Below are 14,494 nucleotides of genomic sequence, written 5' to 3'. Positions count from 1 at the left end.
GTAAGTGTTTATCATTTAGTCACTGAATTTACATTACATTTACTATGTCGGATGGTAATTGAGGGTGTGAACGAGTATTCTTTACCAACCTAATAAAGGAGTGGTTTCTCAATCCTATGTTTCATCCAGTGTCTTTTTATATTGGCTTACGTTATTTACGTGGTCGTTCAGGCGATCGCTTTAGTCGGTTTGTCTCTTATATGTCTACAGCCGGTATTACTATTGGTGTAATGGCGTTAATTACCGTTATGTCTGTGATGAACGGTTTTGAAGATCAGCTAAAAGGTCGAATTTTAGGTGTTCTACCGCAAGCCGTCGTATCGAGTGCAGATGGACGAGTACCGTTATCAGAAAACGCACCAGAGGCATTAAAACAATTGCCACATGTGACAGGTGTAACGGCGATCACTCGTGGTGAAGCGATTATACAAAGTGCAAACTCTATTGCTGCCGGTACGATGATTGGTATTGAACCTAATCAATATGATCCCATCTCTCGTCATATGATGGTGGGGAGCTTAAGTGATCTTACTCCTGGGAGTTTTAAAGTGGTTATTGGCCAAGCGTTGGCCGTTGAACTGGGTGTTCAACCGGGCGATAAAATTCGTCTGATGGTGACCAGTGCAAGCCAATTTACGCCAATTGGTCGTATGCCGAGCCAACGAAAATTTGAAGTTTCGGGTATTTATGACACGGGCTCTGATGTTGATAACCAATTGGTATACACCAATATTTCAGATGCTGGACGTTTATTACGCTATAAACAGGATCAAATGACAGGTTGGCGTTTATATCTGGATGATCCATTCGTTGTTCCTGAATTAGCTAAATTGAAATTACCCAATGGTTGGACATGGTCTGATTGGCGCGAGCAGCGCGGTGAGCTTTTCCAGGCAGTAAAAATGGAAAAGAATATGATGGGCTTAATGCTTAGCTTGATCATAGGTGTGGCGGCTTTTAACATCATTTCTGCTTTAGTGATGGTGGTGATGGAGAAACAATCAGAAGTTGCAATATTAAAAACCCAGGGTATGACTCACCGCCAAGTCTTGATGATTTTTATTGTTCAAGGGGCAAGTAGTGGTGTTATCGGTGCCTTATTAGGCGGCTTACTCGGCGCGTTAGTGGCGCACTATCTTAATGCCATTATTTCTGTATTGGGTGTCGATTTAGCATCGATCGGTGGCACGTTACCCACCGTGATTGAACCGATGCAAATTATGTTTGTTATTTTAGGCGCTATAAGCTTGAGTTTATTAGCGACTATTTTTCCTTCTTATCGTGCGGCCGCTGTCCGTCCTGCTGAGGCTCTTCGTTATGAATAATGCGTTGTTATCTTGTCACCAAGTTTGTAAAACCTATAAAGAAGGGCAGTTTGAGACAGAAGTTTTAAAGCAAGTTGATTTAGAGATTGCTGACAATGAGTTGGTCGCCATTGTGGGATCATCTGGCTCAGGGAAAAGTACACTGTTGCACATTCTGGGGGCTTTAGATGAACCCACTGATGGAGAAGTGTTCTTTAAAGGGCAGCGCTTAGATATTTTAAGTGCGAACAAACAAGCGAAAATTCGTAATCAAGAAATTGGCTTTGTATACCAGTTTCACCACTTACTTGCGGACTTTACTGCCGTTGAAAATGTCGCTATGCCGTTGTTAATTGGTGGTAAAAGTGTCAGTCAAGCGCGTACATGTGCACAAGACATGCTGGCTTTAGTGGGGCTTAGTCATCGTTATGAGCACCGTCCTTCGGAATTGAGTGGTGGTGAACGTCAACGTGTTGCCATTGCGCGTGCCTTGGTTAACAATCCTTCTATTGTTTTAGCTGACGAACCTACGGGGAATCTTGATCATAAAACGGCATTAGAAATTTATGATTTAATGCGTAAATTAAATGCAGAATCAGGTACCGCATTTTTAGTCGTGACCCATGATAGTGAATTAGCGGCAAAACTTGACCGTTGTATGCATATGCAAGATGGCGTGTTATCTCAAGTCGTAGTGGAGGCTTAATGTTTCGCCCTCTTTCTTTATATATAGGTAGTCGTTTTAATCGTTCGAAAAAACGTAACCGAATGGTGTCATTTATTTCAATGTCATCGATGTTAGGTATTGCCGTTGGTGTTGCGGTGATCATTGTTGGTCTGTCAGCAATGAATGGTTTTGAACGTGAACTACAAACCCGTGTGTTATCTGTGATCCCACAGGGTGAGTTACAGGCGGTTGAGCCTCCTTTAAATAATTGGCAACCGCTAGTTAAGCAAATAGAAAAACACCCGGATGTGACAGCGGCTGCGCCTTATGTTGAATTCACAGCGTTACTTGAAAAAGGCACAAAGTTAAAAGCTGTTGGTGTTCGAGGTGTTAACCCTCAAGAGCAACTTAAAGTCAGTGAATTACCGCACTATGTTTTAAATGATGCGTGGAGCAAATTTACTGCCGGTAAAAAAGAAGTCATTTTAGGTCAAGGCGTTGCTAAAAGCCTGAATGTGAAAGTGGGAGACTGGTTAACCGCATTGCTCCCTGATGCCGATCCTGAAATGACCCAGCTTCGTGCTCCGCATCGAATTCGATTACAAGTAGTGGGTATTTTAGCGCTTGGGGGAGAAATTGATCATAAATTGGCGCTAGTGCCAATGGCTGATGCACAAAAATACATGGATATGGGGCAAGGTGTCTCAGGTATTCAAATTAAAGTGGATAAAGTACTACAAGCGCAGCGTATTGTAAAAGAAGTGGGTAATACGCTTCCTGTCTATGTTTATCTAAAAAGTTGGACACAACAATACGGCTATATGTACCGTGATATTCAGTTAGTCCGTACGATTATGTATTTAGTTATGGTATTGGTTATTGGGGTTGCGTGTTTCAACATCGTTTCAACCTTAATGATGGCAGTAAAAGATCGGGCCTCTGATATCGCGATTTTAAGAACCATGGGGGCAAGTGATCGCTTAGTGAAATCCATCTTTATTTGGCATGGCGTATTATCTGGTGTGTTAGGTAGCGTGATGGGGTCAATATTTGGTAGCTTAGTTGCTGTTAACTTAACTCATATAGTTCGAGTGATAGAAAAAATCATTGGTCACCGGTTCTTATCGGGGGATATTTATTTTATTGATTTCCTACCCACTCAGTTAGCCTATAAAGATGTGTTAATTGTATCTATAACAGCAATTATACTCAGCCTTGTTGCTACTTGGTATCCCGCTCGTAGGGCAAGTAGTTTGCAACCTGCCAGAGTACTAAGTGCGAAATAGTCTTATTGTATTATTGATATCAAACGGAGCCACATTGGCTCCGTTTTTGTATCTATAGATTAAACTACTTAGAATTTTTCAAGTGTTGACGTTTTGATTTTCAATTACGTATACCTGCGATTGTTGAATCATAATACCCGGAAGGACTGTCATTATTGATATGTGTTTAAGCAATCTTGTTCTCTTATAAATAGAGAAAAGTTGCTGTCATTATGCGATTAAATTCAAGGTCATTAATTAATAAAAATAGATGAAGTCTCTACGTGATAAAAATAAAGAACAATAAATAAAAGGTAGACGATTCTTACGTTAGTTTTAGTGGTCATTATTTGGTCGATAAATAAATAATATTCACAATATTGTGAATTTTATTTTTATTTTATTTTTAATAATGCTTTTTTATTTACCTGATTGGTTATTTTTCGTGCTCTTGTGGGTGGATTCAACTGAATAATTAAACTTTTTTCTTATAAATTGTGAATGGTGTTCATTTGAAAATTAATTAAGTTGTTTCATTTAACAGGGATGAAACTGCGTGCTAATTTTGTCGCCACTGATTTATGGATACAAGTGTCGTAGACGGATTGTTACTTCTCTATTTAAGTAACCTAACTAAGTAAAGGGATTGCACTAAAGTGGACAACTTGTTTAAAAATAAAAACATTTAGGAAAAATAATGAAAAAGAATGCACTAAGCCTTCTAGTGGCACTATCTGTATTAGCTCCTGCTGCAGCACAAGCAGCCGTTCAACTACCTGCTGGTACTCAAGAGATCGGTGTACAAGGTAACGCAAAACTAGGTAGTGGCTGGCATGCAAATATTAACGGTACTTACGGTACTTTCGTTAAAGATAACTGGGAAGTAGGTGGTACTGCGACTGTTCGTGCTCAAGACGCTAATGATGAACTTAGTGGTCAGCTAGGTGTATTCACCGAGTACAACTTCGTGAACTCTACTAACTGGGTTCCTTACGTAGGTGCTGCTGCTGAAGTTGGTGGTCTATCTCTAAGCAACCAAGGTTCTGACAGCAACTGGGGTGCAAATGCTAAGTTCTCTGCTGGTGTTAAATACTTTATTAATCCTAACGTTGCTATCACTTCTGAAGTTAACTACAGCATCGCAACTGATAAGATCTTCTCTAGTGATTCTTACTCAAGCGAGCAAGCTAAGAACAGCCTAACTAATATCGTATTCGGTACTCGTTTCTACTTCTAAGTATAAACAGTATTACGATGTAATAAAAAACCCGCTTTAGCGGGTTTTTTTGTATCTAAAATAGGTGCCATAATAGCGAAATAGTGGTTTAAACCATCACAATAAGCCCCTGTTATTTATTAGCATAAGCGTGTTATTTAAGATACAAAGTCAATCAAGTTCCAAAAGCTTATAGGGTATGCTTAGAACCAAAAAGTCTGCTTATCCACTCACTTTTATTGTGCAGTGTGTCAGCAGACTTTTGTTATATATTGCTTGTTACAACATGGCTTTGTTTTTCTTAAAGCGTTTTAGTAACCAATTGCTTGATAAGCTAACAATAGCAATAGCGAGAGTAACAAATGGTGCAACCATTAATACCATTGTTGCTACTTTGGCGATTTTTTCTGGAAGAAGCGTTAATAAATAACCTAACCCTGTTAATAGTAATACCCAAGCTGTAGCACTTAACCAAGCAAAACGGAAAAAGTGAGCCTGACTTTTAATCCTAAATCCCATCATTAAAGGTAATAAAGGGCGGACAACAGGAATAAATCGTGCGGTAAACAAAGCAACAATACCATGACGAATAAGTAAATTATCCACAGTTTTCATTCGATGAGGTGGCACCATATTCACCCAGCCTTTTACTTTTGGTAGGTGATCTAGCCAGCGACCTTGCAAGTAAGCTAGCCAACTACCGATGGCTGATGCCACGATTAGTAAGAAGACAATCAATTTAAAATCGATGATCCCCATTGCACCTAATGTTCCAGCAAGAATAACAATGCTATCGCAAGGTAGGGGAGCTGCAGGTAAAAATGCACTTTCTAACCAAATGACAAATGTTACACAAACATAAATCATCACCATGCTTTCTGGGTTTTGTAATGCAACAAAATCTTGATACCAGAGCGCAGAAAAAATAGATACAAATGAATCAAGCATCTATGTGTCCTTGTAATAAAAGTAGAAAATAAAAGTCGGTTGACGTTAGTGAAACAGTTGCTCCCGACTATGTGTAAAACGAAATTGAAAATTGGCTAGAGGTAAAAGTTTTTTCCGTTTTAAACAAAAATTTTCTATAGCTATCAGTATGTAAGAGAGTGAAACACTACTCTTTTGTTGTAACAAAGCAAGCAAATGATCACGTTGATGAGACAACGGAGAGCTCACCAGTTTAGGTAATGAGAGTAAAACGCGATAGCGCTGCGTTGAAGATATAAAAGTAGAGTCAACAGACGTTATTGGTGTCGTTTGTTTAAGGTATTGATTTGTATTAATAGCGCTTGCTGTTGCAGATGCACAGTGATGAAAGAAAATGCAACCAAGCAATAATGAGAAAACGTATAATCGTTGAATACACGGCATTGCTATATCTTAGTTAAAGTAATCTGCAGCGTTATTAGTACTGAAATTACAACTAAATAGCAAACGTTTAGTTGTGTACAAATATTGCAAATACGCGATGGTATCTGAATTAAAAAAGCCTCAATATCAAAAATATTGAGGCTTTTTATTTAGATTCTATTTTTATGTTATTTATTTTGAACCACTTTTTTCATTTGAGTACCAATGAAAATAAAGCTGAAGCCTTCAAATAGTAGTGATACACCAACAAAAATACCCAGTAATGACATAGAGAATTCTGGATTATTCATCAGAGTAAAGAAATAGATACCAATAGCAGTAGAAATCAAACCACTGATTACAATCCAGCGCCAACCTGCAAGGTGTTTACGACTATTAAAGCCAAATAGCATACGCGTAACACCGTTGAAAATCATTGTGGCAATCATTAATACGGTAATAGTAACTAAGCCAATAAACGGTTGGCTTAGAATAAATAAGCCGCCAATTAAATAGAATAGCGCACTAATAACGTACCAAATTTTAGTTTTCCAATCATGAATACTAAAGGTGTGATAGACCTGTACTAGACCAATCACAAGGAAAATGGTCCCTACAATTGTTGTGATTGTCATACCCGCAGCAATAGGTAAGCTAATTGCAAAAACACCGGCTAATGCGACAATAACTCCAACAATAATAAACCATTTCCAGCCTTTGCTAAGCATTGAGCTCACAGGGTTATCCATAATAAGTACCTTAAAAGTAAAATGTGTAATTTAAATGTTTTCCTAATACTAGACGTAATTATTTGATTTGCTAGTAAAACCTCTATTGATAAACAGTAATTTAAGTTTTTGAATAAAACATATGATGAAAATGGATAGTGAGTATTAACGAAAATTGAACTGGCAATGAAAATTGTGAAAAATGAAACAGGCGGGTAATTAAATGTGTTTTTTTGATCTAAAAAATAAAGATAAAAGAAGAAAGCCTCTCGTCATAGAGGCTTTTGCTTATTTATATTTTAAAGGTATTAAAGCTAGTGAGTTTTACCAATTCGGAATTTACGTTTATTCCAGCTTCTCACAACGGAATAACGCCATAAGCTACGGATGCCAAAATAGCCGATAAGCGCTGATACTACACTGCAAATAAAGCAGCCAAGTAAAAATGGGGGGCCAATTTGGCTCATTTGGTTAAGTAAAAAATCCCATGAAAGCTCAAAGTGAAACGCGATGTTAGGACTATTCAATACCCAAGCGCCTAACTTGTAAGCACCATAGAATAAAACAGGCATAGTCACAGGGTTACTTACCCAAACGAGAGCCACTGAAAGAGGCAGATTTACACCAAATAAAATAGCTAACCCAGCTGCCATAATCATTTGACTAGGAAGTGGTACGAAAGCCATGAATAAGCCAACGGCAAATGCACCTGACGCAGAACGACGGTTTAAGCACCATAAGTTCGGGTTATAAAGTACATTACCAAAGATCTTAAGTGCTTTTTGGCGCTTAATGACTTCATGGCTTGGTAAGAACTTTTTTATAAGATGTCTAGGCATAATTAGTATTTATTAAATGGCGATAACAGCATGTTACAAACATCATTAGGTATCGCAATAGGTTTTCATTCACTGCATTGGTTATCATTTCTACCACCGTACTGGTGGTATATGACAGCAATAATAGTCAGCCTTGTTATTTTTTATTATTGTAAAAACCATTTTCTTTTCTGGTTTTCAATAAGTGCTTTTCTAGCGGTGTTATGTGCCGAACAATATCGTAAAAAAGTTGAAGACATTCCGCTAAATCGCACAAATCTTACCATAAATGTTCGTATAAGTGCTGTAATAAATGAAAATATACCAATTTCAAATATTGAAGTAGAGGTTGTTGATAATTATTTTCATTCACCGCCTGATAATCCTGTTTTGGATGCATCTCATAGGTTATTTCTGATCTGGCCGGATGCGCCAACATTAAAGCAAGGTCAAATTTGGCACTTACCTGTTAAGTTGAGTCGAATTGTTGGACGTGTAAATCAAGCTGGCTTTGATGCAGAACGATATGCTGTGAGTCGAAATGTACATGGTAATGCTGTGGTGCGTCATCGATTATCATCGCTGCCATTATTACTTCCATCAAGAATAACTTGGCGACAGCAACTCTATGATAAGGCGTTAGGTTATGTCGAAAATATGCCGAATAAAGCATACCTATTAGCATTAGCGTTTGGTGACCGAAGTGGATTAACGAAAGTAGATTGGCTTCATTTAAGAGACAGTGGAACGGCTCATTTGTTAGCTATTTCAGGGTTACACATCGCACTTGCCATGTTATTAGGATGGCAAATAGGCCTAAAATGTAAGCTTTTCTTGCCGCAGAAGCGTTACTTTATTTGGTTACCGATGATAACAGGGTTATGTATCGCATTTTCCTATGCCTGGTTAAGTGGCTTCACTACGCCGACCATACGTGCATTAATTATGTGTGTCTTTCTCGGGATCTTGAAAACAACAGATGTGTATTGGCGCCATTGGCAACTATTATTAGCTGCGTTAGCATTAAGTGTATTTATTGACCCATTCGCCATTTATAGTGCTTCTTTCTGGCTATCATTTTATGCCGTTGGTGTTTTAATTTTAGTTACCCTAAGCCAGCGCTATTTTACAGGAAGAAGCGTATTTGATGACTCGATATCGAGCAATCGCTTCAAAGCGTTTTTATTTAAACTAGCAAAAATTCAGCTTTGGCTATTGGTGCTAATGTTACCCATACAATGGTTATGGTTCGGTGGCGTATCGCTAGCAGCTCCTATTGCTAATATAGTTGCTGTTCCTTTGGTCAGTATCATCACGGTTCCTTTAGTATTATTAGCACTGCTGACGTTATGGTTTCCACCCGTTTCTTCATTGTTTTGGCAATGTGCTGACTGGTCTTTAATTCCTATCATTGAAGGGATCCAATGGTTGGAAGGTGCGTGGTATCCATTATCAGTGAACCTAACCCCTTTACTTTGGGGAGTTATCATCATTTTTGTTGCATTGATGTTATTGCCTTTATCGTCATTTAAGTGGCTATATAGCTCGGTGATAGTAATTACATTGTGTTGGTTTATTAAAGAGCCGGTAAAGTCGGATTGGAAAATGTTGGTACTTGATGTTGGACATGGATTAGCGGTACTGATTATTAAAAATAACAAGGCTGTATTATATGATACTGGCAATCGATGGGAGGATAGAGCCGTTGCTGAAACCACTATTCTACCGATTCTGAGACAGCTAGGTATAAAGCAATTAGATTATTTAATTATTAGTCACGATGACAGTGATCATGCGGGTGGAAAAACAATCATTATCGAGAAGTTATCACCGCAATATAAGTACAGTAGTAATTTTGAAAAGGGATATTTGCCATGCCAGAAAGGCCAAACATGGCATTGGCAAGGTTTGACATTCAAAGTCCAATGGCCTTTACAGCGCGTGTATCATGCCCGAAATCCTCATTCTTGCGTTATCCATGTTCAAAATAGTGAGCTTCAAGGCCCATCCGTGTTATTAACGGGTGATATTGATGCGATTGCTGAGTTGATGATGTTAAAGAGCGCACCGTCACTGGATGCTGATATTTTGTTAGTTCCTCACCATGGTAGCAAAACGTCATCAACGCATACCTTTATTGACACGATAAAGCCCTCATTAGCCGTTGTTTCGACTAGTTATTATAATGCATGGAATTTGCCAGCAAAAAGTATCAAAGCACGGTATCAGGATCGAGGGATTGAGTGGTTATCAACGGGAAATTCGGGGCAGATAAGCGTGACTATTAACGGACGAAACTACCAAGTTATTACTGAGCGACAACACTCAGCCACACAGTGGTATCGTCCTCGTTGGTTATAAAAGTGTCCTTTTTTCAATTTAGGATGTTCATCGCTTGGGTAAAGAACACTTATTGCTGCTTTTTTTTACGCTAAAGATAAATTTTTCAAAAGGATGAGATACAAATTTGGTAGAGAAGGAAGTTAAGGGTAGAATATAAAAACTGTATTAGTAATAAATTGGTTTTCATGACTCAATTAACAGAAAAATCATCAAGCGAAACGTACAAGCGTTTATGGCCCTACATTAGCATTTATAAAGCAGGCCTTGCTGTTGCAGTGATCGCTCTTATCATCAATGCGATTGGTGATACCTTATTGGTTTCAATGATCAAGCCACTGCTTGATGAAAGCTTTGGTGGATTAGACAAAATTGATTCTAATTTCCTAGCGATGATGCCAATCTATTTAATTGGCTTAATGATAATGCGTGGTGCAAGTGGCTTCGTAGCAACTTACTGCTTATCTTGGGTATCAGGCAATGTTGTAATGAACTTACGTCGTCAGTTATTCCAACACTTCATGAAAATGCCTGTTTCATTTTTCGATAAAGAATCTTCAGGGGCATTGTTATCTCGTATTACTTACGATTCAGAGCAAGTTGCGTCAGCTACCAGTAGTGCATTAGTGAGCATTGTACGTGAAGGGGCATCTATTATTGGTCTAATGGTATTGATGTTCTGGAATAGTTGGCAACTATCCGCAATTTTGATTGTGATTGCCCCTGTTGTTGCAATCAGTATTCGTATTGTATCAAAGCGTTTTCGTAAAATTTCACGAAATATGCAGGATGCGATGGGGTCTGTGACGTCATCTGCTGAGCAAATGCTAAAAGGTCACAAAGTCGTATTAAGTTACGGTGGTCAGCAAGTAGAAAAAGAGCGCTTTGATAAAGTGAGCAATCAAATGCGTCGCCAGACCATGAAGCTTGTTTCTGCTCAGGCTATTTCAAACCCCGTAATACAGGTCATAGCGTCTTTTGCTCTTGTCGTTGTATTAATTTTGGCAAATACGCCATCTTTACGAGCGGAACTAACACCAGGTACGTTTGCCGTTATATTTGGTTCGATGTTCGGCTTGATGCGTCCATTAAAAGCGCTTACAAGTGTTACTTCTCAGTTCCAACGCGGTATGGCTGCTTGTCACACCCTGTTTGAATTAATGGATTTAGAAACCGAAAAAGACAATGGTAAAGTTGAAGTTAAACGTGTGAAGGGTGATGTAGAGATTAAGAATGTAACCTTTACTTATCCGACAAAGGACACTCCAGCATTGCGTAATGTGAGCTTTAGCATACCGGCAGGTAAAACATTAGCATTAGTCGGTCGTTCGGGTTCTGGTAAGAGTACCATTGCAAACTTATTGACGCGTTTCTATGACATTGAGTCAGGTGAAATAAACATTGATTCGGTTGAAATTCGAGATTACAAACTTTCCAATCTTCGTAACCAAGTGGCAGTTGTTTCTCAAAACGTACACTTATTTAATGACACTATTGCAAATAATATTGCTTATGCAAGTGAAGGTGCATACAGTCGTGCAGATATTGAACGTGCAGCTGAACTGGCTTATGCGATGGACTTTATCAAAGGCATGGATAAAGGCTTAGATACTATTATCGGCGAAAACGGTGTCAGTTTATCGGGCGGTCAACGTCAACGTCTTGCGATTGCTCGTGCGCTGTTACGTGATGCGCCTGTGTTAATTCTTGATGAAGCAACATCAGCACTTGATACTGAATCTGAGCGCGCAATTCAAAGTGCCTTAGATGAACTTCAAAAAGACAGAACGGTACTGGTAATTGCTCACCGTTTATCTACGATTGAAAATGCCGATCAAATCCTAGTAGTAGATGATGGTGAAATTGTTGAACGCGGTACTCACGCAGAGCTAATTAGCCATGATGGTGCATATGCACAACTTCATCGAATTCAGTTTGGTGACTAATGGCATCCCTTATTGAAAAAATGTGGTTTCAGCATCCGCCTAAAGGGGGGATGCTGTTACTTTACATTCTGCTTTGGCCTGTATTTAAACCCTTAAGTTTTTTATTTGGGGTGATTAGCCGACATAAAAGACGACAATATTCTGCTGGTAAAAAACAAGCGTATAGCGCGCCTGTACCTGTTGTTGTGGTTGGCAATATTACTGCGGGTGGCAATGGTAAAACGCCTGTTGTCGTGTGGCTGGTGGAACAACTACAAGCGCAAGGTTTAAAACCGGGTGTGGTTTCTCGTGGTTATGGTGGTAAAGCGCCGCATTATCCCTATTATGTTGAAGCGACAACTAGCACTGATATTGCAGGTGATGAACCCGTACTTATTCAACGAAGAACGAATGCCCCCGTTGCTGTTGCACCTAAACGCAGTGAAGCTGTGAAGATGCTATTAGATCACAATGTAGATGTGATCATCACTGATGATGGTCTTCAGCATTATGCATTGGATCGTGATATTGAAATTGTTGTGATTGATGGTCAACGTCGTTTTGGTAACGAGCATTTATTGCCACTGGGTCCATTACGAGAAACCTGTGAGCGTTTAGATAGCGTTGATTTTCTTATTTGTAATGGTGGTTCAGCGCAAGCAAATGAAGCATCAATGACATTAGTCCCAACCGATTTAATTAATGTGAAAACAGGTGAGCGTTGCTTGATAGGTGACTTAAAAGATATCGTAGCTATTGCGGGTATTGGTCATCCTCCTCGCTTTTTTTCTACCCTAAATCAATTAGGCGTAACCCCTGTTTTATGTCAGCCTTTTGCTGATCATCAAGCATTTGAAAAACAAACATTGTTAGAGTTAGCCCATCAAGGGCAGCATTTAGTAATGACTGAAAAAGATGCCGTGAAGTGCTATGCGTTTGCTGAAGATAACTGGTGGTATTTACCCGTTAATGCAGATATCGCTCAGCCTCAGGCAACAGACATTATTAATAAGATCATTGAGGTAAAGGAAACGTATGGATCATCGTCTGCTTGAAATCGTTGCTTGTCCTGTATGTAAAGGCAAGTTGAGTTACGATAAAAAAAATAATGAGCTGGTATGTAAATTTGATCGTTTAGCTTATCCTATTAAAGATGGCATTCCAGTTTTACTTGAGCCAGAAGCACGTACGTTAAGCTCTGACGAGGTTAAATAATGACATTTACCGTTATTATTCCTGCGCGCTATCAATCTACACGTTTACCGGGTAAACCGTTGGCAGATATTGCAGGTAAGCCAATGGTGCAGTGGGTTTACGAGAAAGCGATAAAGTCCGGTGCCGATCACGTGATTGTTGCAACGGATGATCAACGCATTGTTGATGTGGTGAAAGGTTTTGGTGGTGAGGTGTGTTTAACACGCACAGATCACGAATCTGGTACCGAGCGTTTAGCTGAAGTAGTTGAGAAATATCAATTAGCCGATGATCATATTGTTGTTAATGTGCAAGGGGATGAGCCACTTATTCCTGACACTATTATCCGCCAAGTTGCTGATAATATTGCGCATAAAGACGCACCTATGGCGACATTAGCGGTAGAAATTGATCACTATGATGAAGTATTTAATCCAAATGCTGTAAAAGTTGTTACGGATAAAGATGGTTATGCATTGTATTTTAGCCGTGCAGCCATACCTTGGGATCGTGATAATTTTGCCAAGCAGCCACGAACTGTGCATCATAATTTACTTCGTCATATTGGTATTTATGCATACCGTGCAGGGTTTATTAAAACCTATATCAATTGGGCACCAAGTGCACTTGAGCAAATAGAGTCTCTAGAGCAATTGCGCGTGCTTTGGCACGGAGAAAAAATCCATGTTGATGTGGCAATTGATGCACCTCCTGCGGGTGTAGATACGCCAGAAGATCTGGAAAAAGTTCGTCAGTTCGTGGGTTAAAAATGCAATAACAGATAAAGCCTAAACAGAGTTTAGGCTTTTTTATTTGTCTTGATTATGGAATAGAGATCAGGCTTTATATCTATTAAATACAAAGTCGTAAGTCACAAGTGTTACAGTGATAACGTCACTTGGTTTAACGGATGAGGAAATAATCCATGGCATTTATTAAGAAGTTATTTTTAAGCCAATGGAGCACTGATTTTCGCTACGTCAAACCTGCGATAAAAAATCAAAATGATCATGTAAAACAAGTCTGGAATGATGAAAAAGAAAATACATTTGGCATCGAGAGATTATTCAAACTTTTTCTTGTTCTATCATCATATATTTTTCCTGGGCTGTATATTCGACATATCTCTGGTAAGTTTGGATTATTAGCAAGGAAAATATGTTCAGAAGTTTATGTTATTCTTAAATTAATAACACCGATACTGATCTTTAATTTTAATCTTGAATCATCACCATTCTCTATTTTATTTATATCTTATTTACTATTAGAAACGTTGCTTTATTTATTAAGTATCATTTTTCTTTCAGATATCTATAGCCCGCCAATATCTAAAAAACGTTCATTTTTAATGTTAGTTATTAATTATATCGAAGTCTGCTTAGGGTTTGCTGTTTTATATAAAGCGACAGGTGGAGTGAGCAATCTAGTCTCAAATTTTGATGCGATATATTTTAGTTTTATTACGGCGACAACAATAGGGTATGGGCACATGGCACCAATCGGACATGATGCGAAAGCCTTGGTGATATTACATGCAATGTATAACTTTATATTTATAGGTTTAATTTTAAGCAATTTTGCTATTAATATCACTTATAAAGATAGTAGCTACAGAGTAAAGGATAATAAAAATAGTCCGCGTAAAGCTGATTAACAGGGCAATGTATTGCCCTGTTAGATAGACTGA

The 14,494-nt window shown here is 38.7% G+C and carries 13 protein-coding genes; 10 read left to right on the top strand and 3 right to left on the bottom strand.

Annotated elements, in window-relative coordinates; all coding sequences use genetic code 11:
* The first annotated feature begins 116 nt into the window (after positions 1-116).
* The 4 genes from lolC to C9J46_RS01020 all read left to right on the top strand — a co-directional run bounded on the left by lolC (position 117) and on the right by C9J46_RS01020 (position 4,473).
* Positions 117-1,325, top strand: coding sequence for a lipoprotein-releasing ABC transporter permease subunit LolC (gene lolC, locus C9J46_RS01035; RefSeq protein ID WP_107205745.1), 1,209 nt, complete (start codon positions 117-119; stop codon positions 1,323-1,325).
* The gene (lolD, locus tag C9J46_RS01030; RefSeq protein WP_107205746.1) at positions 1,318-2,010 is read left to right on the top strand and encodes a lipoprotein-releasing ABC transporter ATP-binding protein LolD; all 693 of its coding nucleotides are present in this window, start codon (positions 1,318-1,320) and stop codon (positions 2,008-2,010) included. Before lolC ends, lolD begins: the two co-directional genes overlap by 8 nt.
* A complete protein-coding gene (gene lolE / locus C9J46_RS01025; protein ID WP_107287005.1) occupies positions 2,010-3,257 on the top strand; it encodes a lipoprotein-releasing ABC transporter permease subunit LolE in 1,248 nt (415 codons plus the stop codon). Before lolD ends, lolE begins: the two co-directional genes overlap by 1 nt.
* 676 nt (positions 3,258-3,933) lie before the next feature.
* Complete coding sequence (locus C9J46_RS01020; protein ID WP_107287004.1) at positions 3,934-4,473, top strand: outer membrane beta-barrel protein; 540 nt, start codon at positions 3,934-3,936, stop codon at positions 4,471-4,473.
* Between the two features lie 258 nt (positions 4,474-4,731).
* Here the strand turns inward: C9J46_RS01020 and C9J46_RS01015 are convergent, their stop codons facing one another.
* The 3 genes from C9J46_RS01015 to C9J46_RS01005 all read right to left on the bottom strand — a co-directional run bounded on the left by C9J46_RS01015 (position 4,732) and on the right by C9J46_RS01005 (position 7,369).
* Positions 4,732-5,400 carry a DedA family protein gene (locus C9J46_RS01015; RefSeq protein ID WP_107290410.1) on the bottom strand — a complete coding sequence of 223 codons (669 nt, stop codon included), beginning with the start codon at positions 5,398-5,400 and terminating at the stop codon, positions 4,732-4,734.
* A 590-nt stretch (positions 5,401-5,990) separates the two neighbouring features.
* Entirely contained in the window at positions 5,991-6,551 is a 561-nt protein-coding gene (locus C9J46_RS01010; RefSeq protein WP_107205750.1) for an HdeD family acid-resistance protein, read from the bottom strand.
* A gap of 293 nt (positions 6,552-6,844) precedes the next feature.
* Complete coding sequence (locus tag C9J46_RS01005) at positions 6,845-7,369, bottom strand: DUF2062 domain-containing protein (RefSeq protein WP_107205751.1); 525 nt, start codon at positions 7,367-7,369, stop codon at positions 6,845-6,847.
* Between the two features lie 30 nt (positions 7,370-7,399).
* Here C9J46_RS01005 and C9J46_RS01000 point away from each other — a divergent pair, with 30 nt between their 5' ends.
* The 6 genes from C9J46_RS01000 (at position 7,400) to C9J46_RS00975 (ending at position 14,461) form a co-directional block, all read left to right on the top strand.
* A complete protein-coding gene (locus C9J46_RS01000; RefSeq protein ID WP_107290409.1) occupies positions 7,400-9,709 on the top strand; it encodes a DNA internalization-related competence protein ComEC/Rec2 in 2,310 nt (769 codons plus the stop codon).
* A 167-nt stretch (positions 9,710-9,876) separates the two neighbouring features.
* Positions 9,877-11,634, top strand: a complete 1,758-nt coding sequence (msbA, locus tag C9J46_RS00995) for a lipid A ABC transporter ATP-binding protein/permease MsbA (RefSeq protein WP_107205753.1) — start codon at positions 9,877-9,879, stop codon at positions 11,632-11,634.
* The gene (gene lpxK, locus C9J46_RS00990; protein WP_107287002.1) at positions 11,634-12,668 is read left to right on the top strand and encodes a tetraacyldisaccharide 4'-kinase; all 1,035 of its coding nucleotides are present in this window, start codon (positions 11,634-11,636) and stop codon (positions 12,666-12,668) included. The genes msbA and lpxK overlap by 1 nt, the downstream gene beginning before the upstream one ends.
* A complete protein-coding gene (locus C9J46_RS00985; protein WP_006645988.1) occupies positions 12,649-12,828 on the top strand; it encodes a Trm112 family protein in 180 nt (59 codons plus the stop codon). Before lpxK ends, C9J46_RS00985 begins: the two co-directional genes overlap by 20 nt.
* On the top strand, positions 12,828-13,574 hold the full coding sequence (gene kdsB / locus C9J46_RS00980; RefSeq protein ID WP_107290408.1) for a 3-deoxy-manno-octulosonate cytidylyltransferase: 747 nt from the start codon (positions 12,828-12,830) through the stop codon (positions 13,572-13,574). Before C9J46_RS00985 ends, kdsB begins: the two co-directional genes overlap by 1 nt.
* Positions 13,575-13,732: 158 nt before the next feature.
* On the top strand, positions 13,733-14,461 hold the full coding sequence (locus tag C9J46_RS00975; protein ID WP_107205756.1) for a potassium channel family protein: 729 nt from the start codon (positions 13,733-13,735) through the stop codon (positions 14,459-14,461).
* Positions 14,462-14,494: the final 33 nt, after the last annotated feature.

Source organism: Photobacterium sp. GB-36, assembly GCF_003026135.1.
Lineage (GTDB): Bacteria > Pseudomonadota > Gammaproteobacteria > Enterobacterales > Vibrionaceae > Photobacterium.
Note: the sequence above shows the minus strand (reverse complement) of the source record. Positions and strands in the feature narration are given on the sequence as shown.